Origin of the sequence: Bacillus sp. CFBP9009 (genome assembly GCF_036541465.1) — a bacterium.
GTDB lineage: Bacteria > Bacillota > Bacilli > Bacillales > DSM-1321 > Peribacillus.
This window is the reverse complement of record NZ_JAZHFU010000004.1, coordinates 42,277-69,006: the sequence shown is the minus strand read 5'-3', so window position 1 is coordinate 69,006 and position 26,730 is coordinate 42,277. Positions and strand designations below refer to the sequence as shown.

The window sequence follows — 26,730 nt, the reverse complement described above, 5'->3', positions numbered from 1 at the left end:
GCGCCAACCCTGGCGTTATCAGGCAAAGTGGAATGCATGAACTTGCATTCAATGAAGGTGGTACCACGGAGAGCAGCCCTTTTCGTCCTTATTTCGAGGATGAAAAGGGCTTTTTTTCATGTCTTAGATATTTATTGGAGGAAGTAATCGATGGAAAAGAAACGCATCGTTGTAAAGATAGGAAGTAGTTCTTTGACCAACACACAAGGTGAAATCGACCAGAATAAATTTTCCGATCATATCCAGGCAGTGGCAGCTTTAAGGAAAGCGGGCCATGAAGTTGTCCTTGTTTCATCAGGTGCTGTAGCGACAGGTTTTCGCAAGCTTGGCTACCCGACGAGACCTGTCACTCTCAAAGGAAAACAAGCTGCTGCAGCTGTAGGTCAAAGCCTATTGATTCAATCGTATATGGAACAATTAGGGCATTTTGGAATCGTTCCGGCGCAGATTTTATTAACAAGGAAAGATTTCTCGAAAAAAGATAGATATAAAAATGCATATGCCACATTGATGGAATTGCTTGAACGCGGCATCCTTCCGATTATAAATGAAAATGATACAGTATCGGTCGAGGAGTTGACTTTTGGTGATAATGATATGCTATCCGCCTTAGTAAGCGGGCTGGTCCACGCGACCAACTTGATCATATTAACGGACATTAATGGGCTTTATGATTCCAATCCACAGACAAATCCAGGGGCTAAACGATTTGAAAAGCTATCCGAAATAACGGAGGATTTATTGCAAATGGCAGAAGGTGCAGGATCCAATGTCGGAACCGGTGGGATGAAATCGAAGCTGATTGCAGCGCAAACTGCATTGTCTCTAGGGGTGAAAGTATTCATCGGTTCTGGTTTGGGGAGTGATAAACTTCTAACAATCCTTGAAGGCAATGGTGATGGCACGTATATTGGGAATGATGTCTTGACGACGGTAACGAAAAACAAACAATGGATATCCCTTCATTCACAAGTATCCGGGAAAATTTTCGTTGATGAAGGTGCCGAAAGGGCCTTAGTTTCAAATGGCAGCAGTCTGCTGCCAGCTGGAATTTATGAAATTAAAGGAGTCTTCAATAAGGGTGATGTTGTCGAAGTCTTTGGTGCAAATGGATTATTAGGGCGGGGTGAGGTCCTTTATTCCGACGAAGAATTAAAACAGGCGATGGGAAAGAGGACATCCGAGCTTATAATCACTTCCATAGAAGTTATCCATCGCGATAAATGGGTGAAAGCATAAAAAATCAATTTCAAAAAAAAGGGGGAATTTAGAAATGAGTGAAGTGACGTCGAAAGGAAAGGCAGCCCAAAAAGCCAGTTATCAGCTAATCGGTTTGAGTACGGAAAAGAAGAATGAGGCACTTGGAAAAATTGCTAAACAACTTATTATTGATAAAGATTTTTTGATAAAGGAAAACCAAAAGGATCTGGAAGATGGCAGGAAAAAAGGCTTCAGCGAGTCTATATTAGATCGAATTATGTTGAATGTTAACCGTATTGATGACATGGCAGCGGCCATTATGCTTTTAATCGATTTAAATGATCCGATTGGGGAACAATTGGAGACGATCGAAAAAGAGAATGGTTTATTGATTAAAAAGCAACGGGTGCCGATCGGGGTAATCGGGATGATTTATGAAGCAAGGCCTAACGTGACAATCGATGCAGCTACATTATCCTTGAAAACGGGGAATGCTGTCCTATTAAGAGGCAGCTCGTCAGCCAAATACTCCAACATGGCACTAGTTTCTTCCATTCATAAAGCATTAGAGAATACGGAAATCCCTGTAGAAGCTGTTCAGTTGATCGAGGATACAAGTCGTGAAACCGCTAAGGAACTTTTTCATCTTAATGAGTATTTAGATGTTTTGATTCCGCGCGGTGGAAAGAATTTAATTGAAACGGTCATTAAGGAGTCCACTGTTCCCGTCCTTGAAACAGGAGCAGGCAATTGCCATATCTTCATCGATCAGACCGCAGATATCACGATGGTCGAGAAAATTGTCTTAAACGGTAAAACTCAGCGCCCATCCGTATGCAATGCTATTGAGGGGCTTCTAATTCATGAAGAATGGTTTGAAGAAAATGGAGTGCGTATTCTGGAACTCCTGGACGAAAAGGGTATTGAAATATATGGTGATGAAGTGGTTTGCAGCTCCTTTCCGAGAGCGAAAACGGCTACGGAGGAAGATTGGTCAACTGAGTACCTGGCTTTAAAAATCAGCGTAAAAACTGTAAAAGGTGTATCCGATGCCATTGATCACATAAACCGATACGGTTCAAAGCATTCTGAAGCAATCCTAACGAGGGATGAACAAAACGCTTCCGCATTTTTGAATAAAGTAGATGCCGCAGCAGTTTATCACAATGCTTCCACCCGTTTTACCGACGGCTTTGAATTCGGTTATGGCGCAGAAATCGGCATTTCCACACAAAAGCTGCATGCACGTGGACCAATGGGGTTACCGGCCTTAACATCAAGCAAGTACTTCATATACGGCCAGGGGCAAATCCGGGAATGAAATTCATTTATTTCATGGAAGGTTATTAAAGCTCAATTAAGGGTATTGTACAATACATTACTTTTAAAGGAGCAGATACCATGGACAAGAGGTTTATAGCAATATATGAAAATGAAAATGAAGCGACTTCAGCAGTCAAAAATTTAAAGGAACATGGATATACATCCGATCAAATATCAGTAGTGGCAAAAAACATCGATAAATTACCAACTGAAGCCGAGGAAGTCAGCCCGGCAAAAACTGATGGATTAGTAGCAGGGGCAGCAGCCGGCGGAGCTGTCGGATTGACAGGCCTGCTTATTGGAATGAGTGCATTAGCCGTACCAGGAATTGGTCCGATATTGGCAGCAGGACCGATTTTCACCACTTTTGGCGGAGCCGCAGCCGGGGCAGCATCGGGAGCAGGCGGATTGAGGAAGCCATTATTGGATCTTGGACTGGAGGAAGCCGAAGTCGATCAATATATGGAGGATATTAAAGCAGGGAAAATCCTTGTCATAGCCGATCCTTTTTAAGTTCGTAAGTAAAACACCTTGAACGAACAGACTTACGATGTTTGACAACTGAACTCAATAAAAACTCAAAATTAAACAGGTCTTATTTATTGAAAAACCCCGTTCAGGATTTCTTGAACGGGGTTAATCTGTTTGTAGGCTAATTTTATTGTCACTAACGATAAAATCAAAAGGAATTCCACATTGATATGAAGAATAAAGGAATATAGTCCTATTAGCGAGGAAGGGAAGGGAATTATGGTGAAAAAGTAGAAGCCGATGCCACTTTAAGAAATTATAGATGATTTTATTCATGATGATTTTCCCCTTGAGAATCATTATACTGATGATAATGTTAAAGTGAAAGATGGAATATCTTAATAAAACGGGGAATTAATCTCAAGCGTACTTAAGGCATTTACTTTTCATATTCCGACTTTGAATGAAATACTTTGGGTCATTCTAAGCTAACTCGAATTTATGAAGTCCTTGTATGACCAGGGCCTTGAGCTTATATCCAATAACTAAAATGATTTTCCGCTGGAGGTGGGTGTTTTGATAAAAATAAAACTCGTTGTTCCTCGAAAAGGGTATATTACGGACGCTTTTGAAAGATTTGAGGAATTCAACAAGTTGGAAGCATCGGAAAACAATGATAACGGATCGGTGAAGTTTGTATTAGAGGAGGTAGTTGAGGATGCCGATAAGATTGGGAAGCTGAAGCTTGATGCTGATGTAATCATCTCAAGGGGATTAATCACGAAACTTTTAAAAGAAAGCAATGAATTCATTCCAATCGTTGATATACCAGTACAAGGTATTGATCTCATTCGTTCCCTGTATGATTGCAAGGCTCGTTTTGGCAGTAAAAAAGTGGCTGTCATAGGTGCTTTAAATATGATTTATGGTGTTGAAAACCTTTCAGATATCGTTGATTTGCCAATTCAGTCCTATATATTAAATGATATCGAGTCCTCAGTCAGTTTAGTGGATTTAGCAGCCAGAGATGGCTGTGAAGTTGTGTTAAGTGGTTTAAGTACATGTAAATATGCCGAAGAAATAGGGTTGGGAGCCATTCTGGTTGATACTGGAAAGGAATCATTTCGGCAGGCGTTGATTGAGGCGAAGCGAGTAGCTCTTGTCAGCAGAAGGGAACAGGAGAAGACCAAGCGTTACCAAACGATTCTTAATTATGCTTATGAAGGGGTTATTGCTATAGATTTAAAGGGACAAATATCAGTATTTAATACGGCGGCTCAGGAGATTTTGTCCATTGCCAAGGGGAGCTTAATTGGAAATTCTATATACGATATAATAAAGCCCGGGAAATTTCGTAATATGCTTTTAAGCGACGATGAATACGAAAAAGATACGGTTGCTTACCAATCCATTCAATTATCTGTAAAAAAAGTTGGGATATTTTTAAAAGGTAAAAAAGTGGGGGATATGGTCGCCTTTCAAGATGTTACCCGCATTCAGGAGATGGAAGGGAAGTTCTTTAGAAAGCTTCATTCACGCGGACATGTGGCGAAGTACACATTTGATGATATATTGTATCGGAGTTCGGAAATCAAGAGGACGATTGAAACGGCTCAACGTTATAGTGAAGTAGATTCAAACATTCTTATAATTGGAGAAACTGGAACGGGCAAGGAAATATTCGCCCAAAGCATACATAATCATAGCAACCGTAAAAATAACCCGTTTGTAGCCATTAATTGCGCAGCCCTTCCGGAAAATTTATTGGAAAGTGAGCTTTTCGGATATGCAGAAGGAGCTTTCACGGGAGCCATGAAAGGCGGAAAGCAAGGATTTTTTGAACTGGCCCATAGAGGTACGATTTTTTTAGATGAAATAGGAGAAATCTCCCCAAAAATGCAAAGCCGGCTGCTACGTGTCCTGCAGGAGCGGGAAATCATGCGCATCGGTGATGATAAAGTAATTCCGGTTGATGTGAGAATTGTGTCGGCTACGAACAAAGATCTCATGCAAATGGTAAAAAGTAATGACTTTCGGGAGGATCTGTATTATCGCTTGAGTGTGCTGGATCTTGTATTGCCTCCGCTTCGGGAACGCAGAGAAGATATTCCGTTATTGGTGAATGCTTTTATTCGGAAAGGTCATTCGGATCAAAAACAAATCAAGATTACGGATAGTGCCATGAAAAAGCTGAGTGAAGGGAATTGGGAGGGGAATATTCGCCAATTGCAAAATTTTTGTGAGCGATTATGTGCTCTTTATAAGAACAAGTTAATTGATGTGTACGATATCGAAATGTATTTTCCGAATAGAAGTAAAAAGAAAATACCGCTGTCGCAACAAGACCGAGAGAGCGATATGTCACCTGGAATACATTTATCCGAGCGTGAAAGAATTGTTCAAACATTAATAAAGGAGAATTTTAATAAAGGAAAAGCTGCCCTTGAGTTAGGGATGAGTCGCACGACATTATGGAGAAAGATGAAAAACTTGAATATTGAAACAAATTGAAACGTAATGAAACAAATTAATTCATTATGAAACAATTTGTTTACTTTATTTATGTCTTAATTTGAGAACTAATTGGCCTCTTTCTTGAATAAACGGATGTTTTTTATGTTGGCACAATAATTGTATATAAACAATGGAGTAGAAAAGATTTTTCCTTCAAGGTTAACATGAAAGGTTGGTGGGAATGTGAGTCATTTAGTGTATATTCCTCAAGATATTGAGAAAGAGGGGAAAAGTTATTTAGTAGAAAAAGGCTTTAAGATTAAAGTAGGGTCTGATCTGTCGCAAGAAATTCTTATCGAGGAAATCAAGGGTTGTGATGCAGTACTAACGAGATCAACGGCTGTAATAAATAGAGAAGTTATTACAGCAGCTGAAAACCTCAAAGTAATAGCTAAGTATGGAGTGGGCTTGGACAATATCGATATCGAAGCCGCTACAGAGCGTGGCATTTATGTAACAAATACCCCAGAGGCGAATGCGAATTCTGTAGCTGAACATGTAATGGCATTAATTTTATCATTGTCCAAAAACTTAAGCTTGGCTGATAAAGAGCTGCGCAGCGGGAATTTTGCTATCCGTAATCAACTTTTTGGCATGGACTTGGAAGGCAAGACTTTGGGGATTATTGGACTAGGGAGAATCGGTAGAATACTGGCAAAAAAGGCTTCCGAAGGCTTCGATATGAAAGTGATTGGCTACGACCCCTATGTTACAGCCAGCCCGAATTCCGATCTGGAGATAGCAACAGATTTAGAATGGGTATTCAGAAACTCTGATGTTATTAGTCTACATCTGCCGTTAACGAAAACAACAAAAGGAATAATAGGAAGCCGTGAGTTTTCCTGGATGAAACCTTCCTCCTTTTTTGTAAACGCTTCCAGGGGCGGTGTGGTGAAGGAAATTGATTTAGTAAACGCTTTGCAAGCGGGCGAGATTGCAGGCGCTGGAATAGACGTATTTGAAGTTGAACCTCCTGATAAATGGAATCCCCTTTTTAAATTGGGTAATGTGATTGTCAGTCCTCATAATGCGGCATTGACGAAGGAAGGTTCGATACGAATGGCTGTACATGCAGCAATGCAAGTGGAACAAGTTCTTACTGGCGTGAAACCGAACTGGGCTGTAAATGAGCCCTTAACTAAAGGGGTGTCAATGTAATAATACAGCGATAATTATCTGTTTTTTCTGAAAAAATGAGGTTTGAAAAATTCGGGTTTGGGATTTGTTGATAAGGATGCCAGTTCACTTGTGTTGACGGCTACGGCCACGATCCTTTCAAAAAATGTATATAAGGTGTGGAAGCCGAATACATCAGATGAACAGCTTCAAAGATTGAGCAGGATGTTAGTAACTGTCATTTCTATAGTGACTCTATATTTTACGTTCAATGGCGGAGAGTCGATTTTTACGTTATATCTTATGGCATATAGCTTCATGGCACAGTTGTTTCCAGCACTATTTTTCAGTCTGTGGAAAAATAATCCTGTTACCGTTCAAGGAGCTTTTGCCGGAATGATCGTTGGAGTCCTAATTGTCATATACTCGACTACTTCAGGTACGACGCTTGCAACTTTATTTCCATCTCTACCGCAAGGAATACAAGATCTTGATGTGGGCTTAGCTGTATTATTCATCAACATTGCAGTAACTTTGGGAGTGAGTGCCGTTACTAGAAAAAATTCAATTCGGCTGGAAGAGAAAAAACAAATTTCCGGAATGGAAAAACTTATTAAATGATAGTGGGAATGAGTTCAATATTAATATAATCATAAATTACTAGAACAAACACGTACTTGAAAGCGGGAGGCTTGATTATGAAAGTCAGTGGAGGAAGAGCAGTAGTAGAAGTAATGGCAATAGAAGGGGTAAAAAAAGCTTTTTGTGTACCAGGTGAAAGTTATCTTAGTGTAATGGATGCACTATATCAACATCCTGAAATAGAACTTATTTCCGCCAGGCATGAAGGAGGTGCCTCTTTTATGGCGGAAGGGTATGCCAAGGCTTCAGGGGAGGTAGGAGTTTGTATGGCAACGCGTGGAGTGGGGGCTACAAACTTAGCTATCGGCATTCATACTGCTGCTCAAGATTCAACCCCTTTGGTTGCGCTTATTGGCCAAGTCGAACGCCCTTTTAAAGAGAAGGAAGCATTTCAGGAAGTGAATTTGACGGGTTTTTTCAGTCATTTATGTAAATGGACGGTAGAGATCGATCGTGTGGAAAGAATTCCGGAATTATTGCAACGGGCTTTCCATATTGCGCGATCGGGTCGTCCGGGCCCTGTATTAGTGGCTTTGCCGCATGACATGTTAGAAGATGAGGCAGAGTTGAACACTAATCCTTCTTATCGCCCGCTTCCTCCTCAACCACATATGGAAGATGTGAAGCAGGCGATGGCTACGATACGAAACGCGGAGCGCCCCGTATTGATTGCAGGCGGAGGAGTGATTCATGCTAAGGCCAACAGGCTGCTTGTACAATTTGTGGAGACAATGAAACTTCCTGTCGTTACAGCTTTCCGGCGATTTGACGCGTTTCCGAACTCACACCCTAGCTATGCAGGATGGCTTGGGTTTGGGACACCTCAATATTTACTTGATGCAATCCGTGATGCAGATGTAGTTTTGGCATTAGGGACACGATTCTCTCAAGTAGGAACCCAAGATTACACCTTGCTTTCTAAAAATACAAAACTGATCCATGTGGATATTTGTCAGGAAATTTTTGGTAAAGTGTATGCTCCTTCCCTTGCCATTGAAGCAGATGCCAAGAGCTTCTTGGAACAAGCACTGCTAACGCCAGAATCAGAATCTTTTATTTCAAGCGAGGATCATTTGAAGGAATTGCACGATAAATATATGGAATTTTCTGAACCAAAGGCCGACTATACAGAAGATTTCGTGGATATGGACGGATTGATGCATGATCTTGCCGTCGGTCTGCCGAAGGATACCATCATTACAAATGATGCAGGAAACTTCTTTGGGTGGCTATCCAGATATTATCGTTTTGAACAAGAAAACACATACGTGGGGCCAACGTCGGGTGCGATGGGATATGGACTGCCTGCTGCTATTGGGGCAAAGCTGGCGCAGCCTCACAAACATGTTGTTTCTATTTCAGGAGACGGCGGCTTTATGATGACTCTCCAAGAGATTGAAACCGCTGTACGGTATAAAATTCCGACTATATCAATTGTTGTGAACAACAATATTTACGGAACAATTCGTGTACATCAAGAAAGGCATTTTCCAAATCGGGTCGTTGGAACTGACTTGTCTAATCCTGATTTTGCTGAATTGGCGCGCTTATTTGGAGCACATGGTGAAAAGGTTGAAAAAAATAGTGATTTTGCGCCAGCACTGCAAAGGGCGATTGCTTCAGGGCTGCCTGCTGTAATCGAAGTTGCAGTCAATCCAAAGATTCTATCTGTAGGCCAAGACAAGAAGGAAGTCCACGAAAAGCTAGTGTCGAACAATTAACATTGGAAGTTAGCAGGAACCAATAAAAAGAAAGTATTTAAGGGAGGTTTCATAGTTGTTAAAACCATATTTAGTTGTGGAATGGAATGATACGGAAACAGATGCTAAAGGCTGGCTGGTCGTCCATAACTTTGTCAAAGGTTACACAGGCGGCGGTACTAGAATGCACCCAACGGTTACAAGAGAAGAGGTCGAGAGGTTGGCCGAGGCTATGGCTTATAAGTATGTAGCCTGTGAGTCTGAGACGACTGGCGGTTGTAAAGCGGGCATTGCCTATGATTATAAAGCGCCAGACGCATATGCAGTGTTAAGAAGATTTCTGATTGCGATGATGCCTTATATAGATATAGGGGTATCGTTAGGCAGTGATTTAGGTACCAAATATGAAGATGTGCTCAAAATATTTAATGAATTTGGCATTGATATCCCCCTAACGAAATCGATGAAGCAGAATCCGAATGTTCTGCAAGGGATAAAAGACTTCGATGAACTGTTGACGACAAAAATCGACGGGTTGTTTTTAAACGATGTCGTAACAGGCTATGGTGTGGCTTTTTCCGCAGATGAGGCATGGAAATTTAAAAGCGGAAAAGGTGGAGCGAGAGTTGTCATTCAAGGATTCGGCTGTGTAGGGGCAAGCTGCGCATTGAAAATGTCCCAGTTAGGTTATAAAGTTGTGGGAATTTCCGATGCAGCCCTTTTGGTTACGTGTGAAGAAGGATTAGATGTCCAAAAGCTTATTGATCATAAGAATATGTACGGGGAAATGGATAAAGCCTTTTTTGAACCGCATTATGATGTAAGGCCAAACACGGAATGGCTCGACATAGATTGCGACATTTTAATTCCGTCCGCATTGGAGGATGTCATCCACATATCCAATGCCAAAAGCGTAAAAGCGAGCTTAATCGTTGAGGCGGCGAACATTCCCCTTTCTTCCGAGGGAGACGAAATCATAAAACAGAGAGGAATAGATGTTGTCAATGATTTCGTTGCCAACCTTGGGGCGATAAGATTTTATGATGTGGTTATTTTCGGACTAGTTAAACCAAATCCACAAGCTGTCGTTGATGATATAGAAAAACTATGCAGGAAAAATACGTATCATTTGTTTACACAAGCTAAAAAACAAAAAAAATATCAAAGAGAAGTAGCTTATGAAATATTTAAACCGACAATCAGCGACCTTCCAGAATATGCAGTGCCTTCCGAAGCGTTATCGTGAAACTCTCGTTAACTTGTGTTAATCATAAAAGTGTTCAGGCAGTTTATCGATCAGAAACGGGGGGGACTTCATGCAAACAGAACATGAAAATCAGCCAAAAGAATTACAGCGTTCAATGAAGAGTAGACATTTATTCATGCTCTCCTTAGGTGGGGTAATTGGAACAGGTCTTTTCCTGGGCTCAGGATATGCAATCGGTGAAGCTGGACCCTTAGGAGCGATTGTTGCCTATTTGGTCGGTGGTTTATTAATGTACTTGGCGATGATTTGTCTCGGTGAATTATCGGTAGTGATGCCGGTATCCGGATCCTTTCAGGTCCATGCAACGAAATTTATCGGTCCCGCCACTGGATTTGTCATTGGCTGGATTTACTGGCTGAGCTGGGCTCTTTACGTAGGACTGGAATTTGTAGCGGCCGGTTTGCTCATGACTAGATGGTTTCCCGATACACCAGTATGGATATGGTGTGTGATATTTACGGTACTTTTATTCACTATAAACGCATTAACAACGAGAAGTTTCGCTGAGACAGAGTATTGGTTCTCTGGGATTAAAGTACTAGCCGTCATTCTATTCATAATTATCGGTGCTGCAGCGATGTTTGGATTGATTCATATGGAGGATGCACAACCTGCCCCGTTCTTTTCCAATTTTATAGGAGATGGACTATTCCCTACAGGATTCACGGGTGTGTTCATATCGATGATGACAGTTGTGTATGCTTTCCAGGGATCGGAAATCATGGGTGTTGCAGCAGGAGAGACGGAAAACCCGCAAAAAAGCATTCCTAGAGCGATTCGAAATATCGTAATACGTGTACTGCTTTTCTATGTACTAGCAATCTTTGTTCTATCGGCCATCGTTCCGTGGAAAGAAGTTGGGGTATTGGAAAGCCCATTTGTTACCGTGTTTGAAATGGTAGGCATTCCTTATGCAGCTGACATTATGAATTTCGTAATTTTGACGGCGGTCCTCTCTGTAGGAAACACGGGTCTGTTTGCTTGTACAAGGATCCTTTTCTCCCTTTCTCAAAACGGTATGGCGCATTCTGCATTTGGAAAGCTCAATCGGCGAGGTGTACCTTTTAACGCCTTACTCGTCACCATGGTCTTTGCCTTGCTGTCTTTACTTACTAGTGTAGTAGCGGAAGAAACGTTATTCGTTGTGCTACTTTCCATAAGCGGGGTTGGAGGGGTGCTTACTTGGATGGCGATTGCGTTCGCACAGTACAGATTCCGTAAGCAGTATATCAGAGCAGGCGGAAAGGTTGAAAATCTGAAGTTTAGAGTACCTTTTTTCCCGTTTGCCCCGATTCTTTGCATCATTATGTGTCTTGGTATTTTCGTGTTCACCGCTTATGATCCGACACAGCGAACTTCGTTGTATTGGGGATTAGGTTTCGTCGTTGCTTGCTATATATTTTACTATTTTAGATATGCGAGAAGGAAAGTGGAGGTGCCAGCCTTAACAAATGAACAGACCAATGATTTTATTCAATAGAGATTATTCTTAATATGCCAGACAAAAGAAAACGTTCGGGTATGCAGGAATCGTTGAAGTATCCATTTAGAAGTTTCCGGTTATAAGCAAACCTATTATTTAAAAGTAGAAAAATAGAATACGGAGGAAATCGTATGCGTTACTTAAATTATATTAATGGAAAATGGAAAGAACCCACTACAGGGGAGTATAAGGAAAATCTTAGTCCCCATAATGGTGAAATTTTAGGGGGATTTCCATCAAGTGCTGCGGCTGATTTACATGATGCAGTGGCAGCCGCAAAAAATTCATTTCCTGACTGGAAAAAGCTGTCGTTTCAGCAACGGGCTTCATACTTGCAGAAAGCAGCTGATATTTTGAAAAAGAATATTCAGGAAGTAGGTCAAGATTTGATAAAGGAAGAAGGGAAAACATTCTTGGAAGGGATGGGGGAAGCCAATCGTGCTGCCAGCATACTTGAATATTATGCTGCTGAAGCCCGGCAGCCAATCGGGGAAGTAATTCCTTCAGCAAATGCCAATACATTTTTATACACTATCCGCACCCCGCTAGGTCCGGTGGGGTTGATTACACCATGGAACTTTCCTATCGCCATCCCTGTATGGAAATTGGCGCCGGCCCTGATTTACGGGAATACAGTCGTGATTAAGCCGGCTGATCTTACACCTAAGTCGGTCTATCATGTGATAAAAGCATTTGATGAGGCGGGTCTTCCGCCTGGTGTCATCAATTGTGTATTCGGAAGGGGTTCCGTCATTGGTGCTGCGTTAGTGGAACATCCGGATGTGAAGGCCATATCTTTTACCGGCTCGAATCAAGTAGGTCAGCAAATTCAAAAACAAGCCATTGAGCATGGAAAGAAAGTGCAAGCGGAAATGGGAGGGAAAAACCCGCTTGTCGTCCTCGCCGATGCTGATCTTGAAAAAGCAGTGGAAATAGCTATAGGCGGAGCTTTTAAATCCACAGGGCAAAAATGCACAGCCACTAGCCGGGTGATTGTGGAGGAAGGAATTTATGAAGTATTTCGGGAACGACTTGTCGCGCGTACGAAAGAATTAAAAGTGGGCGACCCGCTCAAAGAAGAAACATATATCGGTCCCGCTGTATCTAGATCACAACTCGATGGCGTGCTTGAAATGATCGATGTTGGGAAATCAGAAGCTACGCTGTTGTGTGGAGGGGAGATTCCGGCAGAAGAAGAATTGGCGAACGGTTTTTATGTCCGACCGGCTATCTTTGAAAATGTTCCACAACATGCCCGCATTGCACGTGAAGAAATCTTCGGACCAGTCATCGCACTTTTTAAGGCCGGAAATTATGAGGAAGCAGTTAAGATGGCAAATGATACAGAGTATGGATTGAGCGCAGCGATTTGTACAAACAATTTAACATTGGCTCAACGGTTTATTGAAGATGTGGAGGTGGGTCTTGTTCATGTCAATTCGGAAACAGCAGGAACCGAACCGCAAATGCCATTTGGCGGATGTAAAAATTCAAGTGCAGGCAGCCGTGAACAAGGGAAGAGTGCCGTTGAATTCTATACAGAGGTCAAGACAGTCTATATGGATCGAGTATAACTAAAATGGTACCAAGCATTTTTTAAACTTTTATATTAGATGATAATCAGGAGGGATTTTCAATATGTCTATTAAAGAAAATGTACAGTTCAGCCCTACACTCCCTTATTCACGGTATGTCGAACCAGAGGTATTCAATGAAGAAAGAAAAAAAATCTTTAGAAAAAGTTGGATATTAGCTGGCCATGCAAGCCAAGTTGAAAAAGTAGGCGATTTCATGACAATAGACATCGCCGGAGAGCCTATTATCGTTTCTCACGGTACTGATGGTGAACTGCGTGCTTTTTACAATATTTGCCCTCATCGCGGAATGAAAGTGGAAAACTCGGATAAAGGAAATAAGAAAATTTTACAATGCGGATACCATGGATGGACGTTCAAATTAGATGGAAGTGTGCATAGAGCTCCTAATTTTAAAACGAATGAACTGGGAATACACAGCTGTATGAAATCCATTCGCTTAGAAGTACAGAATGCTATGATATTTGTCAATCTAGATAAAAATGCACCTTCTATGGCAGAAGCATATCAGGAATTTTTAGAGGAAATGAAAGAGTATCCCTTCTTTGATTCACTGAAACTAGTTAGGGAAACCAGGCGTGTAGTAAAAGCTAATTGGAAAGCCGTTGTTGACAATTACCTTGAATGTGATCATTGTTCCATTGCTCATCCTGGCTTTGCAAAATCCTTTGATTTATCAAACTTTTGCACAACGACACACGACAAATTCACCTATCAATATATGACAGCAAGTAAGAATGGCGAAGGTGATCAAGCGCGTTTTTATTGGGTTTGGCCAAATATGATGATTAACGTTTATCCAGGAGACGGGAATGTGAATACCATCCAAGTAATTCCTGTTGATGCCGTGACGTCGTTAGGTATTTATCGTGATTATTCCCTCAATGAAAAAACAACCATAGAAAAAGAAGAATATTTTAAATTTGTTGATCAAGTACGGCAGGAAGATTTTGAACTGGTGGAAAAACTGCAAAAAGGATTAAGTTCCGAGGCATTTACAAATGGTATCTTTTCTCCAACTGAACATGCTGCAGTCTATTTTCATGAACTTATTGATAAAAAGCTCCAGAACTAACAACTGAGCTGCCTAATGGAATGCACTTAAAAAAGAAACGTGATACAGAGAATTTTTGAATTTAATAGCCTAAGCAACCAACCAGTGTGATTCGGCAGTTTACCGGATCACACTGGTTGAGTTGTTTTTTAGTGCTGAGTTTTTTGATTATTTCAACCGATATTATTCCGGGTGTGAGGATTTGTTCTTCCATTGTTGTTCTTCAGCAAGAAACTCAAAAAAAACATTCATGGCAGTAAGCGGATGCTCATTTACTCTTTTAAAGTAATTACTTTTTCTGGCATCTGTTAAATAGCTGCTTTTTTTGATTCTATCCAACATATATTTTTGACTCATTTTCACTATTTCTTTTTGGTTGTGTTTGTTTTCTTTTAATAAGGCAAATCCTACAGCTCCCACCAATGCATAGATTCCAAGTGCGATTTTCGAGATGGGTAAAGATTCGTTCTTAAATAAAAGGAAAAAAAGATTAATGATGGAAAAGCCTATCATCACCGTCGAAAAAAAACCGTATTTCATATTTTTCTTCAACAAGGGGGACAAATTTGATTGAAGTTGTTCGATTTCGGCTTGCATGAAACTCGGTATATTATTTATTTTAATATTCATTGTATCCTCCTTAATATTGTTCAAAAATGGCACTGAGAAATCGTACCTATTCAATGAAACAGGAAAAGGAACCTAATAATATATATCTTATCGTTTGGAAACGTGTTTGTCATTTAATATAACCCTTGGACTCTTTTAAAGGGAAAAGTACAAGCAGTGATGTGAATAAGAATGCCATTTATACTTTAATAACCCAGTTAGACAGGGTTATTAAAGTATATTGCCTTAATATACTAACAATGGTATTAATGATGAATGGATTATGGTAAAATGGTCCTCAAATGGAAGCTATATTTTTGTTTTTTGATTATTAATAGTTATGGATGGCCTTGCCGCGCCTTTTTTTGTCATAAATACGTGACTATAGTGGTATTTAGTACTTTTAAATCGAGTTTTGGAACAAATCAATATATAATTAGAAAGCGAGATATTAGATTCAAAGATTAAGGAGGGACATAAAATGATGGAATGGGCTCTGATCATTTTGTTTGCTGCAGCAGTATTACTGTTCATTTTATCGTTTATTAAAAAGGATTCTGCAAAAGTGGACAGTCAATTGGAACAGCTTGCTATCACTTTTGGAGATGAAATGAATGTATTACAGGAAAAAATCAGGAACATCGAGATAGATGCTGAAATTACGGTGCAAGAGGCAGGCGTTCTAGCAATGACTTCCGAAAAGCGGAACTTGTTGCGTGAAGTACTCGACCTACATAAGCGAGGCTATTCATTTGAAAGCATCGCACTGAAGACAAAACAGCCGGAAGAAGAAATTGAAAGCATGCTTACTCCTTACATAAAAACGAAGAATGAAAGGAGAAATGTGGCCAATGACATCTAAATCAATGCGCAGCTTTGCCGGAGGCCTTGTTGTTGCAGCAGGCTTATGCGGTGCAGTGTACTTCTTTGGTCCAGGTGAAGCGACCGGCACATCAGAGAAACTATCAGAAGATGAAATGAAAGAGTCTCTGGCTTCAGAAGGGTATGTCATACATTCCGAAAAAGAATGGGAAGATCAGATTACTGAAGCACAGTCGGTTAAAGATAAAGCTGAAGCGGAAAAAGAAACGGTAAAAGAACCAACAGAAAAAATCATATACCGTACAGTTCTTACTGTGTCTAAAGGCTCGACAAGCATCGATGTGGGTAAAAACCTACAAAGGGCAAAAGTCATTAAAAATGCCAATGAGTTTTCTGACGCGGTTGAAAAGAAAGGCAAGGCCAACGGGTTACGACCTGGAACATATGTGGTGGATAGTGCGATGACGACGGAAAAAATAATTTCCATCATATTTAAATGAACATAAAAACGACCATCGAAAAGAGGGTCGTTTCAGACTGTAGACAAACTCGATGAAAATCGAGTTTGTCTACAGTTTTTTTATGGTTTATACAATGAACGTTGACTCCATGCATTCGCTTTTCCCGCAGGAGTCCCGAACACCCGCTCCAATCAACTTTGTTTTAAATTTTAGATAGAACCCCTTATGTCGAAAAAAGGGGTTCGAAATGTTTTCACGCCGAACATGATTTTTAAAGTGAACTTTGTTATCCTTCATGTTTTTTGTTTATACGGAGGAAACCTCTTTAGATTGAAGAAATTTGTGACACTCCTGCCGAATAACTGGCTAGCTGAGACCCCGGAGACGTTTGCGTTGAGGAGGCTTGGCAGACAGTCGGCGGAAAGGAGCGGATTTCTAAAATCAACTGGAACGATTTTTAATGCAGTCAACCCTCAATATTTCAAATGGTTTGCTGTTATTTTACAATAAGATAAAAGAAATCGATAAAAATTTTTTTCATGTTTTCTTTAACTTAATCTTTGTCCGCACTCCGGCCCACACTGCAATGATAAGACCTCCAATAGTATCTGCGATTAAATCTATCATTGTATCTTTATTTCCTCCGCCTTGCAGTGTCATTCCGAATAATTGATCAGAACTAAATTCGTAAATCTCCCATATGACACCACCAAGTGCTGAGAAGGAGAGGGTAAACAAAAAGACAAACCAAGGAGATATTTCTTTGCCTGCATTTCTGTATACCAATCGTTCATATAAAGCAATTCCCGTAAAAGCGAGAAGGGAACCGCTTAGTAAATGTAAGAATGTGTCCCACCACCCCAGTCCATACCAACCTAAAATAGATCCTAAATATTGTGAACCGAATAAGAAGATTAAATAGGAAATGATAATTGGCAGATTGAATTGAAGCTTGGTAAATAGGGCCAATAAAAGGGGAATTGCTCCACATACCACACCGCCTATCGAAACGAGTGATTTAAAAGTTTCATCGGCTGTATAGTAAAAAATAGATAAAGCTGCCATGAAAAGTACATACCCTGAACTTAATGAAATAACTAGCTTACGATTCATATGAATACCTCTATAAATTATAATTTTGATTTTTGTACAATAGAATAAATGGAGATAAGCAGGCCGCCCGTAAGACCGAAAATTAAATCGTACATGGTATCTTTATTACCGCCTCGCTGCATGGTATGAGTAAAAGTGAGATCTCCTACGAACTCATATATTTCCCAAAGAACAGTGGCAATGACTGAAAGTGAGAGAACAAATAGAAAGATGATCCACCTTGAAACATCTTTTCTCGCTTTTTGAGGAATGAATTGTTTATAAAGAGCAATTCCAACAAAAGCCACGAAAATACCTTTGTAGAAGTGAAGGCCAGAGTCCCACCATTTAAAATCCACATAAAAATTTGCGATGGACCCTAAAAATGTCGTACAAAAAACTAAAACATAGTAACCGATTATGATTGGAATGTTAAAAGGATTATTTTTTACAAACAGTAATAAAATGGGCAAGGCACTTACCAATATTCCCCCAAGGGCTACCATCCATCGGGAAGAATCATCTTTTATGAGGTAAAAGATAAGTAAGCCAGTCATGAATGCTATAAAAACCAGACTAAAAATGATGATTATTTTATGTTTCAATATACTCACCTCATTCGTAAATATTCATTAACCCCGACAATTTCGGACTTCTGGAATATTTTTATGATGTTCTTTTAATCTTTTTGTTATTATCATTGTTGGCTGCCATGGTTTTTAATGGTGTTTTTAAATTTAGCCGTGATAAACAATAATAAAGGCATGACCAGACCATATCCAGCATGATAACCAGAATTAAAATGATTCCTCCGATCAATGTGCCAATATAAAAAGTTTTACCCCCTTTTTTATTTTCATTGACTTTTGAAGGGAAAATCATTAAAAACATAACAGGAGACAGCGTGAACACGCTGATGAAAAAAAGTGTCGTACGTATGACAGGTTTGGCTCCATTTTCAAATACTGGCTGAATGTTTTGGATATTGGCTTGAGGAATGATGGATACCAAAAAAATAATCAGTAATATTAATACGGGTATGAAGAATATTTCCAACGTGCATGTAAAAGTTTCAATACCAAGGCGAACTGTAAAGATCACTACTGCAGCTAACATTATATTTAATGCTGCAAGTGGAGTATCCGGCATCCAAAAAGTTTCAATGAAATTCCCCACATAATAAATAGTCTCGGCAGCAGTTGAAAAAGACCAGATAAAAAATGTGAAATTGATCATCTTTGCTTTCCGACTAACTTACCGAAAACCTTTTCATTTATTTGATCTAAAGGGAGATCAGGATATAAATTTCCAACCCTGATGTAGAACCATACAAAAATTAATGCGATTCCTGTCCCAAATAATGCAGCAAGCCACGCATCCTGCTTTGCAAAACTAGTTAAAGGAGAAGGAGTATGTAAAATAACCGTTCCTACCGAATACAAAAGGATTAAAATCATCATTTGATGTGATGAAATTTTGAAACTACCAGGCATTATTTTTCACCTTTATGTTTGTTCCTTCCTTCTTAATACTCCTTAGTTTTGGCTATTCATGTTCAAGTTATTCACACGGAAATAATTTGAATCGTCATGGCTTTTCTTCGAAAATCCATTCCCATTTCATTATTCGGGCTAGATTTTGCTGCTTTTTATATTATTCTTATTTCTTATTCCGGAATCAAAATCGAAAATAAACAACCTGTATTTGAAATAAGTGTAACCTCCTTATCAAAAGTGTGTATGGCCGTTTCTCAAATCCGAGACAAAATATTCAATTGTCAAACACATAGGAAGATAATTTATAAACGAGTGATGGGTAAATTCGCGGGACAAAACATGGCGTATTATAGAAGAATAATTTTACTTGTCCCACTTCCATTATGTAGCTTCTCCTATTGGTTCAAGAAATAGTATTTAAATTCCCCCACATCATAATGTTTTAGGAACTGAATATTTGATTTAACTTACACCTAATTTTTCATCAAATCATCATTTGGTGAGATTTTCTGATTAACCTGCTTCGATACGTCAATTAAGGTAAAGATGCAACAATATTTTGATTTGTAATAGATTTGAGTTGGCGCGATTCTTGCATATTATTTATGTGTATATCTATGTGTGTATATCTAATAAATATGGAGAAAGGAGAAGAATGGGAAACTGTTAGACAAACAATTATTAAAAACATTTATTTGATGTTTAATTTGCCCTTGGTTATATGTCAGAAAATTAATCCGGATTTATAAAGGGAAGGCGAAGCCATTAAACTAAAAAAAGGTAGGGGAATATTAGTATGAAAATACCAGTGGAAAATATAGTAGAGTTAACTGTAGAACATCAATTCTTACAGGCTTATCCTATATTAAGTCAGTTGCGTACTGATTTGACTTTTAAGGAATATCTAGAATTATTAAATGATATGCGTAAGGAGGGTAAAAAGTTATTTGCTTTATATCATGATACGAGCATCGTAGCGTTAGCAGGTATTAGCTGGCGTGAAGATTCATACAATGAACGCTATGTTTATGTGCAAGATTTGGTTACTGATGTAAATCATCGTCCTAGTGGCCTTGGATATAATCTGCTAAGTTATATACATAATTGGGCAAAAGACCAGGGAGCTGAATATATTACATTAGAATCTTGAATTCGGCGCCTTGTTACCATATATTGTTCGTCGCCATTCGCCTATTCAAAGGCAAAGTGCCTGCACCCAAAAAATTAGTTGAAAGCTTATAGAAACTCTGTGGAGAGAAATCTCTGCAGGGTTTTTCTTCATTTATCTTTTTTCGTGCCCCTAAACCATCCAACTTCATTCCACTTTAGTCCAACAAGCAAAAATTAAAATCGTTGCTCTCGAAAATGATAATAGATTATGCGAATATTGGCAATCTATGCATTTACTCATAGAATACTTTTAAACATAACTTCCAAAAAAATTTGATTAGTTGTGCTTCAGGATGCCTATAAACGATTAGATAAGGCAACTATCGCCAAAGATAAGAAAGTTGAAGATTATTAAAAAACAATTAATATACAAAATTACCTTAAGGCATTTTCAGAAAAAGCCTACATCGGGGTTGTCAAAGAAAATCCATTTTTAATTTTATACCTACTGAACTGACTCCAAAAGAGAAGTTGCTTCCGAGTTTGCAGTGATGACGGGAAGTGGTTAATGTAATTCAATTTTGTGGAAAAAGCAGGTCCAAAAATGTTAATATCCGAGCCATCTTCAGCAACCTTTAATTGAATTTTGCTCTTGAAAATTAATTCCAATTTATTTTACTTAGATGGATATAATTGCAGCCAAGGTGAAAACATAATTTTAACAGGCTTTTGGTTATGAGGGGGTTAGCATTGAAATCTCGAGTTCCTATTCCGTTGAGGAAGTTAATTGAAGATAAACAATCAGTGAAAAATAAAAAACAACAAGAAGACCTAAATCAAAGCGGAAATCCAAACTCCAGCAAAACTAAAAATCAAAACCAAAATCCAGTTCAAAAAGCCCAAAACAGAAGTAAAGACTCAAAGAATCATCAAACAAAACTTATCTCTTCTGACCTTCAATTTAATTTAGACCATATTAAGAAAACGGTAGGAAATAGTTCAGACATAGTTATAAGGGATTTTCAAGCAGGTAAAAATGGGCAAATTAAATTAGGCATCGTATATACCGATGGATTAACGGATTCAGCTTCCATCCAAGATTTCATCCTCGACACTTTAATGGTTGAAATTCGGAGTTCGGAGTTGGACGTAGCAGTCCTTAATCACACTGACTGTTTTGAAATGATAAAATCACATATTCTTCCTGTAGGGGGAATAGTGGAAATAAATGATTTTCAAAAGCTTTTTAACCATGTTCTATCGGGAGACACGATGTTATTGATGGACGGCTCCCCAAAAGGAATGGCACTCGGATCAAGAGATTGGGCCGATCGGGGAGTTCAGGAACCTTCCTCCCAAACAGTAGTAAGAGGACCAAAGGATGGGTTCACTGAAACGCTGCGAACAAATACTGCTTTAATACGACGGAGAATAAAAGATCCTAACCTATGGCTTGAAACAAAACAGATTGGTGAAAAAACGCAAACAGACGTAGCGATTATGTATTTAAAAGGTGTTGCCGATGATAAAACGGTTTCAGAATTGCAAAGCCGGATAAATCGAATCAATATAGATGCGATCCTTGAGAGTGGTTACATTGAAGAGCTTATTCAGGATGAAGTATACACTCCTTTTCCAACCGTTTATAATACGGAACGTCCTGATGCTGTAGCCGCTGCCATTTTAGAAGGAAGGATTGCGATACTAATTGACGGAACTCCGTTTGTCCTTATCGTTCCAGCACTGATGGTGCATTTTTTCCAGTCCAGTGAAGACTATTATCAACGGGCAGACATTGCAACATTAATTCGAGTATTACGGTATTTATCCTTTTTCCTTGCTTTGCTTACACCGTCACTTTATATTGCTGTCTCAACCTTTCATCAAGAAATGCTTCCTACTCCTTTACTCATAAGTCTAGCCTCACAGCGAGAGGGTGTTCCTTTTCCAGCTTTTGTAGAGGCGATGCTGATGGAGGTAGTATTTGAAATTTTGCGTGAGGCAGGTGTGAGGATGCCTAGGGCAATCGGTTCATCCATTTCCATCGTGGGTGCATTAGTTATTGGACAGGCTGCTGTCGAAGCAGGGTTCGTTTCAGCAACAATGGTTATCATCGTGTCCTTAACAGCCATCTGCAGCTTTGTGTTTCCAGCCAATAGTATGGCCATGGCTTTTCGGATGCTTCGATTCTTGTTTATGATCCTTGCCGCTACATTTGGGTTATACGGGATCATTTTGGGGCTGATCGTGATGGTCCTGCATTTAAATAGCATACGATCTTTTGGTTTACCATATTTAGCTCCAAATGCACCATTCATTTTACAAGATCAAAAAGACAACATCATTCGTATGCCACATTGGTCATTATTAAAGCGGCCTCGTTTGATCAGTAAAAATGATACAGACAGAGGAGAAGTAAGTTCTCCTAAACCACCTAGATAAAATGATGAGATTATGAGGGTTTACGATGAAAAAAATGCTAAAGGTATTTTTAATGTTACCTATAATTTGTTTATCCGGCTGTTGGAGCAGCATTGAGTTGAATGAACTTGCCATCGTTACTGCCATGGGAATTGATAAAACGGAAGATGGGTATCTTGTAAGCGTCCAAGTTCTAAATTCGAGTGAGCTGGCAGGTGATGCCAGGTCTGGCCGTACGGAAGTTGTAACTTTCAGGAAAAGCGGTGCAACCATTGCTGAAGCAATAAGAAGCCTATCAACTGATATACCGAGAAGGTTATATGTCGCACATCTTCGTGAAATTGTCTTTGGTGAGGAAATGGCCAGGGCGGGAATTGCAAAACCTTTGGATGTCCTTTCCCGGCAAAAGGAGTTGCGTTCCGATTTCTATATGACCGTTGCGAAGGGTTCAACTGCTTATGATACGCTTAATGTGCAAACGGCGCTTGAAAAAATACCTGCAAATAAAGTTTTTGATGCCTTGGAAAATTCAGATAGAAGGTGGGCAGCGACAAGGACGGTCACTTTGGATGAGCTGGTCAGCAGTATCGTCAGCAAAGGCAGACAGGCCATGCTAACGGGGATTTACGTTTATGGTGATCCCGAATCAGGAAGCAATGTTACGAATGCGCAAAATATCTCACCGAAATCCGGCTTGCGTTTGGATTATCTTGGAGTATTCAAGAAGGATAAACTTGTCGGCTGGTTAAACAGGAACGACAGTAAAGGTGTTAGTTACATTACAGACCATGTTAAGTCCACTGCGGTAAATATTCCATGTGAAGGTGAGCAAATTACGGTCAACACGACTAGTTCAAAAACGAAAATCAAGGGGAAAATGAAAAACGGAAATCCGAAAATTGATATAAATGTCACGTCAGAAGGGAGTATAGGTGAAGTAGAATGCACAATCGATTTAACTAAACCTGAAAAAATCGAAGAATTGAATAAAAGATACGCAAAAGACATTAAAGATAAAATAGAAGGATCGATAAAAACGCTTCAAGAGAAGTATCAAAGTGATATCTTCGGTTTTGGTGAAGAAATTCATAGAGCGGATCCTCAAGCATGGAAACGTTTAGAAGGAAATTGGGAACAGGAATTCGCAAATTTAGACGTGAATGTAACCGTTAATGCAAAGATTCGCAATTTAGGCACCATATCAGAATCCTTTCAAAAAGAAATCGAGGAGTAAAGATCAATGTGGGCAATTATTGGAACAGTATGTACTGGAGCTATTATTTCATTTTTCGAAATACCACCCCTTATTAAAAAGAAATGCTGGAAGGAAATTGTCATTTTCATTTTATTGCTTTTAGTTGGTATGACGTTGAGTATTTTAATTATCAAGGATATTACCATTCCCACTCCTATAGACTGGATAACGAAAATATATAGTCCACTCGCTCATTTCATGGATCGTATTTTATCCTAGGGAGGTATCGAATATGCTTGAAAAAGGAAAAATCAGCTCTGGTGAATTTCTTATAATGGTCATCATATTCACGATAGGAGGAGCGATACTTACTTTACCTTCCGTACTTGTCTCTTTAGCAAAACAGGATGGCTGGATTGCCTATATCTTAGCTACTCTCATCGGTTTATGTTTCGTATTCTTATTTACCCGGCTCGCATCACTTTACCCATCCATGACTTATATAGAAGTTAATGAAAAAATATTTGGGAAATGGATTGGGAAGATCTTTGCAATCCTATTCTTATTTTATTTATATTACCTTTCTTCAGCGTTACTTAGTGAAATTGGGAACTTTTTTTCAACTCAGGTCCTGGTTGAGACACCTATGGAAATGATAATGATCTTGTTTATATTAACAAGCTTATTTGGTGCACGGCTAGGATTGGAAGTTATCTGCCGGACTGCATTAATCTTTTTTCCTTGGCTTGTACTGCTGCTTTTCATATTATTCGTATTTCTTATCCCGGATATCAAAATCGAAAATATACAACCTATATTTGAAGAAGGCATGAAACCGATAATGAGGGGATCATATCACTCTTTAGCACTGCCTTATGTTCAGCTTGTTTTCTTTTTGATGATCACTCCATATGTAAACGAAAAGACTAAAGTGAAGAAAAACTTTTATTTAGGAGCTTTGTTAGGTGGCGGCGCTCTTTTCTTAGTGATCATTTTCAGTATCCTCGTATTGGGTGCTGATAATACAGCAAGATTGACCTATCCTTCTTATGAATTGGGGATGAGGATAAGCATCGGTAATTTTTTTGAAAGGGTCGAGGTCATTGTGGCCTTCATTTGGGTTTTTACAGAGTATTTTAAGTTGACCATATGCTTTTATGGACTCGCTTTAGGAATAGCTCAATTGCTAGGATTAAAAAATTACAAAATTCTTCTATTCCCATTAGCTTTTCTAATTCTCACTTTTACCATCTTTTCGCATCCCGATATCGTGCATTATCAAAACTTTATGGCTACAGCTTGGACACCATTATCCTTAACGATTTGTTTTATTCTGCCATTGTTATTATTAGTGGTTGGGAAAATTAGGGGAAGGTAGGGGCAGCTTGCATCACATTAGATATTTCCAAGCGGATGTTGCATCTGGATGCGGCTTACAGATTTAATCCCAAATGGGAAAGGATTCGCTACCACATGGCGAAATCACTGCCTAACTTTTACATGTTAAAGGACTTCCGGGAACTATCCGTGATACACATGTCTCGGATCTTTTTGCATGGAAAAATCGGCACTTTTCAAAGAGCATATAATTACGATCTAAATAAGGGAGTGTAGCACCCATCTTATAGTTAAAGCAGATGCCTGAATCATTAAAAGTCATAATACGACATCAAATTCCAACATATTTCTACTTTGCCATTTTGTATAATGAGATAGAAAAATATTATAAGGGAGTGATTGTTGTAATATGAAAAACAGGAAAATTATTTCAACTCTAGGAGTTGCCGTTTTATCGGCAAGCATTGCGGTACCAACATTTGCAGCTAATGAAACATCACCGGGAACACCCATTCAACAAACTTATTCGGTTTCAGGTTTTACAGATCATGCTGAACTAGGGAAAAAGCTAGAACAAATTGCGAGTGATAGCCAAGGTAAAGTAAAAGTGGATGTAGCTGGATATTCAAATAGAAATAGAGAAATCTATAAAGCAACCGTGGGAACAGGCGACAAAGTCGTTTTAATTCAAAGTGAGATCCATGGAAATGAGAAAACCGGTACGGATGCCATCTTGAATATCTTGAAGTTTTTGGGGACCAACTCTCCTGAAGCGGAGAAAATTCGTAAAGAAATTACCCTTGTCGCTTTGCCTAAAATGAATCCGGATGCTGCTGAATTGAACCGTCGCGGAAATGATATGACCTGGGCAGAGGTCGTGGAACAGTTTCCACAGTTAGCAGGAGCGAGTCCATCTTGGAACTATTATACATACAAAAATGAATCATTCGATTATGAGTCCAAACCTGGTTTCGATGTGAATCGTGACTTTAATCCTGATTTAAATTATATTCCCCAAGCTAAAGACTTCCCTGGAAAATCATCCACCCCTGGTTGGTTCATAACACCTGAATCACAAACAACACGTGATGTTTACAAGTCTCTATTGAAGCAATACGGAAAGGTGGAGATTTTTGTGGACTTGCATCACCAAGCTCCCTATTATGAAGTTGATGGAACGGATGATTTAGTCACATACTCGATTTCCGCTCAATTTGTTCCAGATCCAAGCTCGCCTTCAGGACAAGATTATGCCAAATATGCAAAAAACTATAATTATGATTTTTCCAGACAATTGAATGTAGCGGTATATAATGCTATGAAAGAACAAGGTAATTCTCCATATGGAAATATATCCTTATATCCGCAAAACCAAAACCTTCCTGGAACGGCTTTGGGAGCCTTTGCTTTAAACGGAAGTGGGACAGTGCTCTTTGAAGTTAGAGGCCAAACACAGTCCTTTGGCCAAAAGAAAAAAGGCATGCTCATTAAAGCAGTTGAAAGAGGGTTATATGGAATAATTGATGGAGTTACTGATGGCTCTGTATATAAAATCAATCCGGAACAATACGAGTCAATTCCACTGACGGAGGGCAGGCAATAATAAATATTTAGTGAGGAAATGATACTTTTAACTTCCAGCCTATATTGAAGTAACCAGACGGGTGTCCGCCTGGTTTTTCTTCATCGGGAACAGAAAATGTTTTTTTGAATATCGCCTTTGTAGAAGTAATTACTTTCAAGTTATATTGTGTAGAAGAAAACTATTTTGAAACATAGTTATTTTTCACTATTAACATAAAGTAGTAAAAATGTCAGAAT

At 39.2% G+C, this 26,730-nt stretch carries 25 protein-coding genes; 20 read left to right on the top strand and 5 right to left on the bottom strand.

Going from position 1 to position 26,730, the window contains the following annotated elements; all coding sequences use genetic code 11:
- The first annotated feature begins 150 nt into the window (after positions 1-150).
- The 11 genes from proB to V3595_RS13325 all read left to right on the top strand — a co-directional run bounded on the left by proB (position 151) and on the right by V3595_RS13325 (position 14,386).
- Complete coding sequence (gene proB, locus V3595_RS13375) at positions 151-1,239, top strand: glutamate 5-kinase (RefSeq protein WP_402897279.1); 1,089 nt, start codon at positions 151-153, stop codon at positions 1,237-1,239.
- A gap of 34 nt (positions 1,240-1,273) precedes the next feature.
- On the top strand, positions 1,274-2,521 hold the full coding sequence (locus V3595_RS13370; RefSeq protein ID WP_485907673.1) for a glutamate-5-semialdehyde dehydrogenase: 1,248 nt from the start codon (positions 1,274-1,276) through the stop codon (positions 2,519-2,521).
- A gap of 80 nt (positions 2,522-2,601) precedes the next feature.
- Positions 2,602-3,036, top strand: a complete 435-nt coding sequence (locus tag V3595_RS13365; protein ID WP_485907672.1) for a general stress protein — start codon at positions 2,602-2,604, stop codon at positions 3,034-3,036.
- 534 nt (positions 3,037-3,570) lie between these two features.
- Positions 3,571-5,505, top strand: coding sequence for a sigma 54-interacting transcriptional regulator (locus tag V3595_RS13360; RefSeq protein ID WP_485907671.1), 1,935 nt, complete (start codon positions 3,571-3,573; stop codon positions 5,503-5,505).
- A gap of 186 nt (positions 5,506-5,691) precedes the next feature.
- Positions 5,692-6,666: a hydroxyacid dehydrogenase gene (locus tag V3595_RS13355; RefSeq protein ID WP_485907670.1), complete on the top strand. Its 975-nt coding sequence runs from the start codon at positions 5,692-5,694 to the stop codon at positions 6,664-6,666.
- Between the two features lie 42 nt (positions 6,667-6,708).
- Entirely contained in the window at positions 6,709-7,245 is a 537-nt protein-coding gene (locus V3595_RS13350; protein ID WP_485907669.1) for a sodium:solute symporter family transporter, read from the top strand.
- 77 nt (positions 7,246-7,322) lie between these two features.
- Positions 7,323-8,987, top strand: a complete 1,665-nt coding sequence (locus tag V3595_RS13345; RefSeq protein WP_485907668.1) for a thiamine pyrophosphate-dependent enzyme — start codon at positions 7,323-7,325, stop codon at positions 8,985-8,987.
- A gap of 55 nt (positions 8,988-9,042) precedes the next feature.
- Positions 9,043-10,212: a Glu/Leu/Phe/Val family dehydrogenase gene (locus V3595_RS13340; protein ID WP_485907666.1), complete on the top strand. Its 1,170-nt coding sequence runs from the start codon at positions 9,043-9,045 to the stop codon at positions 10,210-10,212.
- A gap of 70 nt (positions 10,213-10,282) precedes the next feature.
- On the top strand, positions 10,283-11,713 hold the full coding sequence (locus tag V3595_RS13335; protein WP_485907664.1) for an amino acid permease: 1,431 nt from the start codon (positions 10,283-10,285) through the stop codon (positions 11,711-11,713).
- A gap of 134 nt (positions 11,714-11,847) precedes the next feature.
- On the top strand, positions 11,848-13,290 hold the full coding sequence (locus V3595_RS13330; protein ID WP_485907662.1) for an aldehyde dehydrogenase family protein: 1,443 nt from the start codon (positions 11,848-11,850) through the stop codon (positions 13,288-13,290).
- A 64-nt stretch (positions 13,291-13,354) separates the two neighbouring features.
- Positions 13,355-14,386: an aromatic ring-hydroxylating oxygenase subunit alpha gene (locus V3595_RS13325; RefSeq protein ID WP_241590240.1), complete on the top strand. Its 1,032-nt coding sequence runs from the start codon at positions 13,355-13,357 to the stop codon at positions 14,384-14,386.
- 162 nt (positions 14,387-14,548) lie between these two features.
- On the opposite strand, the gene V3595_RS13320 is transcribed toward V3595_RS13325, so the two are convergent.
- Positions 14,549-14,995 (bottom strand): DUF5392 family protein, encoded by a 447-nt coding sequence (locus tag V3595_RS13320; RefSeq protein ID WP_485907659.1) that lies wholly within the window; start codon positions 14,993-14,995, stop codon positions 14,549-14,551.
- 460 nt (positions 14,996-15,455) lie between these two features.
- Here V3595_RS13320 and V3595_RS13315 point away from each other — a divergent pair, with 460 nt between their 5' ends.
- From V3595_RS13315 to V3595_RS13305, 3 genes are all read left to right on the top strand, one after another.
- Positions 15,456-15,836: a hypothetical protein gene (locus V3595_RS13315; protein ID WP_241663317.1), complete on the top strand. Its 381-nt coding sequence runs from the start codon at positions 15,456-15,458 to the stop codon at positions 15,834-15,836.
- Entirely contained in the window at positions 15,826-16,296 is a 471-nt protein-coding gene (locus V3595_RS13310) for a hypothetical protein (RefSeq protein WP_485907657.1), read from the top strand. Before V3595_RS13315 ends, V3595_RS13310 begins: the two co-directional genes overlap by 11 nt.
- 291 nt (positions 16,297-16,587) lie before the next feature.
- On the top strand, positions 16,588-16,767 hold the full coding sequence (locus tag V3595_RS13305; protein ID WP_137019952.1) for a hypothetical protein: 180 nt from the start codon (positions 16,588-16,590) through the stop codon (positions 16,765-16,767).
- A 27-nt stretch (positions 16,768-16,794) separates the two neighbouring features.
- On the opposite strand, the gene V3595_RS13300 is transcribed toward V3595_RS13305, so the two are convergent.
- From V3595_RS13300 to V3595_RS13285, 4 genes are read right to left on the bottom strand one after another with little or no spacing between them, the layout of a single operon-like run.
- Positions 16,795-17,370, bottom strand: coding sequence for a DUF2238 domain-containing protein (locus V3595_RS13300; protein WP_137019953.1), 576 nt, complete (start codon positions 17,368-17,370; stop codon positions 16,795-16,797).
- 17 nt (positions 17,371-17,387) lie between these two features.
- On the bottom strand, positions 17,388-17,963 hold the full coding sequence (locus tag V3595_RS13295; protein ID WP_485907654.1) for a DUF2238 domain-containing protein: 576 nt from the start codon (positions 17,961-17,963) through the stop codon (positions 17,388-17,390).
- A gap of 52 nt (positions 17,964-18,015) precedes the next feature.
- A complete protein-coding gene (locus V3595_RS13290) occupies positions 18,016-18,585 on the bottom strand; it encodes a GerAB/ArcD/ProY family transporter (RefSeq protein ID WP_485907652.1) in 570 nt (189 codons plus the stop codon).
- The gene (locus V3595_RS13285; protein WP_485907651.1) at positions 18,582-18,842 is read right to left on the bottom strand and encodes a GerAB/ArcD/ProY family transporter; all 261 of its coding nucleotides are present in this window, start codon (positions 18,840-18,842) and stop codon (positions 18,582-18,584) included. Before V3595_RS13285 ends, V3595_RS13290 begins: the two co-directional genes overlap by 4 nt.
- Positions 18,843-19,641: 799 nt before the next feature.
- On the opposite strand from V3595_RS13285, the gene V3595_RS13280 reads away from it, so the two are divergent.
- From V3595_RS13280 to V3595_RS13255, 6 genes are all read left to right on the top strand, one after another.
- Positions 19,642-19,995, top strand: coding sequence for a GNAT family N-acetyltransferase (locus V3595_RS13280; protein ID WP_137019956.1), 354 nt, complete (start codon positions 19,642-19,644; stop codon positions 19,993-19,995).
- Between the two features lie 710 nt (positions 19,996-20,705).
- Positions 20,706-22,397, top strand: coding sequence for a spore germination protein (locus V3595_RS13275; RefSeq protein ID WP_485907648.1), 1,692 nt, complete (start codon positions 20,706-20,708; stop codon positions 22,395-22,397).
- A 25-nt stretch (positions 22,398-22,422) separates the two neighbouring features.
- Positions 22,423-23,610, top strand: coding sequence for a Ger(x)C family spore germination protein (locus tag V3595_RS13270; RefSeq protein WP_137019958.1), 1,188 nt, complete (start codon positions 22,423-22,425; stop codon positions 23,608-23,610).
- A 6-nt stretch (positions 23,611-23,616) separates the two neighbouring features.
- Complete coding sequence (locus V3595_RS13265; RefSeq protein WP_053535516.1) at positions 23,617-23,850, top strand: hypothetical protein; 234 nt, start codon at positions 23,617-23,619, stop codon at positions 23,848-23,850.
- Positions 23,851-23,863: 13 nt separating this feature from the next.
- Positions 23,864-24,949, top strand: coding sequence for a GerAB/ArcD/ProY family transporter (locus V3595_RS13260; protein WP_485907646.1), 1,086 nt, complete (start codon positions 23,864-23,866; stop codon positions 24,947-24,949).
- Positions 24,950-25,318: 369 nt separating this feature from the next.
- A complete protein-coding gene (locus tag V3595_RS13255) occupies positions 25,319-26,512 on the top strand; it encodes a M14 family zinc carboxypeptidase (protein ID WP_485907645.1) in 1,194 nt (397 codons plus the stop codon).
- The last annotated feature ends 218 nt before the right edge of the window (positions 26,513-26,730 follow it).

Bases quoted from the DNA above. Each gene is read 5' to 3' on its own strand.
- proB (WP_402897279.1), top strand. From the start codon at position 151: ATGGAAAAGAAACGCATCGTTGTAAAGATAGGAAGTAGTTCTTTGACC.
- V3595_RS13370 (WP_485907673.1), top strand. From the start codon at position 1,274: ATGAGTGAAGTGACGTCGAAAGGAAAGGCAGCCCAAAAAGCCAGTTAT.
- V3595_RS13365 (WP_485907672.1), top strand. From the start codon at position 2,602: ATGGACAAGAGGTTTATAGCAATATATGAAAATGAAAATGAAGCGACT.
- V3595_RS13345 (WP_485907668.1), top strand. From the start codon at position 7,323: ATGAAAGTCAGTGGAGGAAGAGCAGTAGTAGAAGTAATGGCAATAGAA.
- V3595_RS13335 (WP_485907664.1), top strand. From the start codon at position 10,283: ATGCAAACAGAACATGAAAATCAGCCAAAAGAATTACAGCGTTCAATG.
- V3595_RS13330 (WP_485907662.1), top strand. From the start codon at position 11,848: ATGCGTTACTTAAATTATATTAATGGAAAATGGAAAGAACCCACTACA.
- V3595_RS13325 (WP_241590240.1), top strand. From the start codon at position 13,355: ATGTCTATTAAAGAAAATGTACAGTTCAGCCCTACACTCCCTTATTCA.
- V3595_RS13320 (WP_485907659.1), bottom strand. From the start codon at position 14,995: ATGAATATTAAAATAAATAATATACCGAGTTTCATGCAAGCCGAAATC.
- V3595_RS13315 (WP_241663317.1), top strand. From the start codon at position 15,456: ATGATGGAATGGGCTCTGATCATTTTGTTTGCTGCAGCAGTATTACTG.
- V3595_RS13310 (WP_485907657.1), top strand. From the start codon at position 15,826: ATGACATCTAAATCAATGCGCAGCTTTGCCGGAGGCCTTGTTGTTGCA.
- V3595_RS13300 (WP_137019953.1), bottom strand. From the start codon at position 17,370: ATGAATCGTAAGCTAGTTATTTCATTAAGTTCAGGGTATGTACTTTTC.
- V3595_RS13290 (WP_485907652.1), bottom strand. From the start codon at position 18,585: ATGATCAATTTCACATTTTTTATCTGGTCTTTTTCAACTGCTGCCGAG.
- V3595_RS13285 (WP_485907651.1), bottom strand. From the start codon at position 18,842: ATGCCTGGTAGTTTCAAAATTTCATCACATCAAATGATGATTTTAATC.
- V3595_RS13280 (WP_137019956.1), top strand. From the start codon at position 19,642: ATGAAAATACCAGTGGAAAATATAGTAGAGTTAACTGTAGAACATCAA.
- V3595_RS13270 (WP_137019958.1), top strand. From the start codon at position 22,423: ATGAAAAAAATGCTAAAGGTATTTTTAATGTTACCTATAATTTGTTTA.
- V3595_RS13265 (WP_053535516.1), top strand. From the start codon at position 23,617: ATGTGGGCAATTATTGGAACAGTATGTACTGGAGCTATTATTTCATTT.
- V3595_RS13260 (WP_485907646.1), top strand. From the start codon at position 23,864: ATGCTTGAAAAAGGAAAAATCAGCTCTGGTGAATTTCTTATAATGGTC.
- V3595_RS13255 (WP_485907645.1), top strand. From the start codon at position 25,319: ATGAAAAACAGGAAAATTATTTCAACTCTAGGAGTTGCCGTTTTATCG.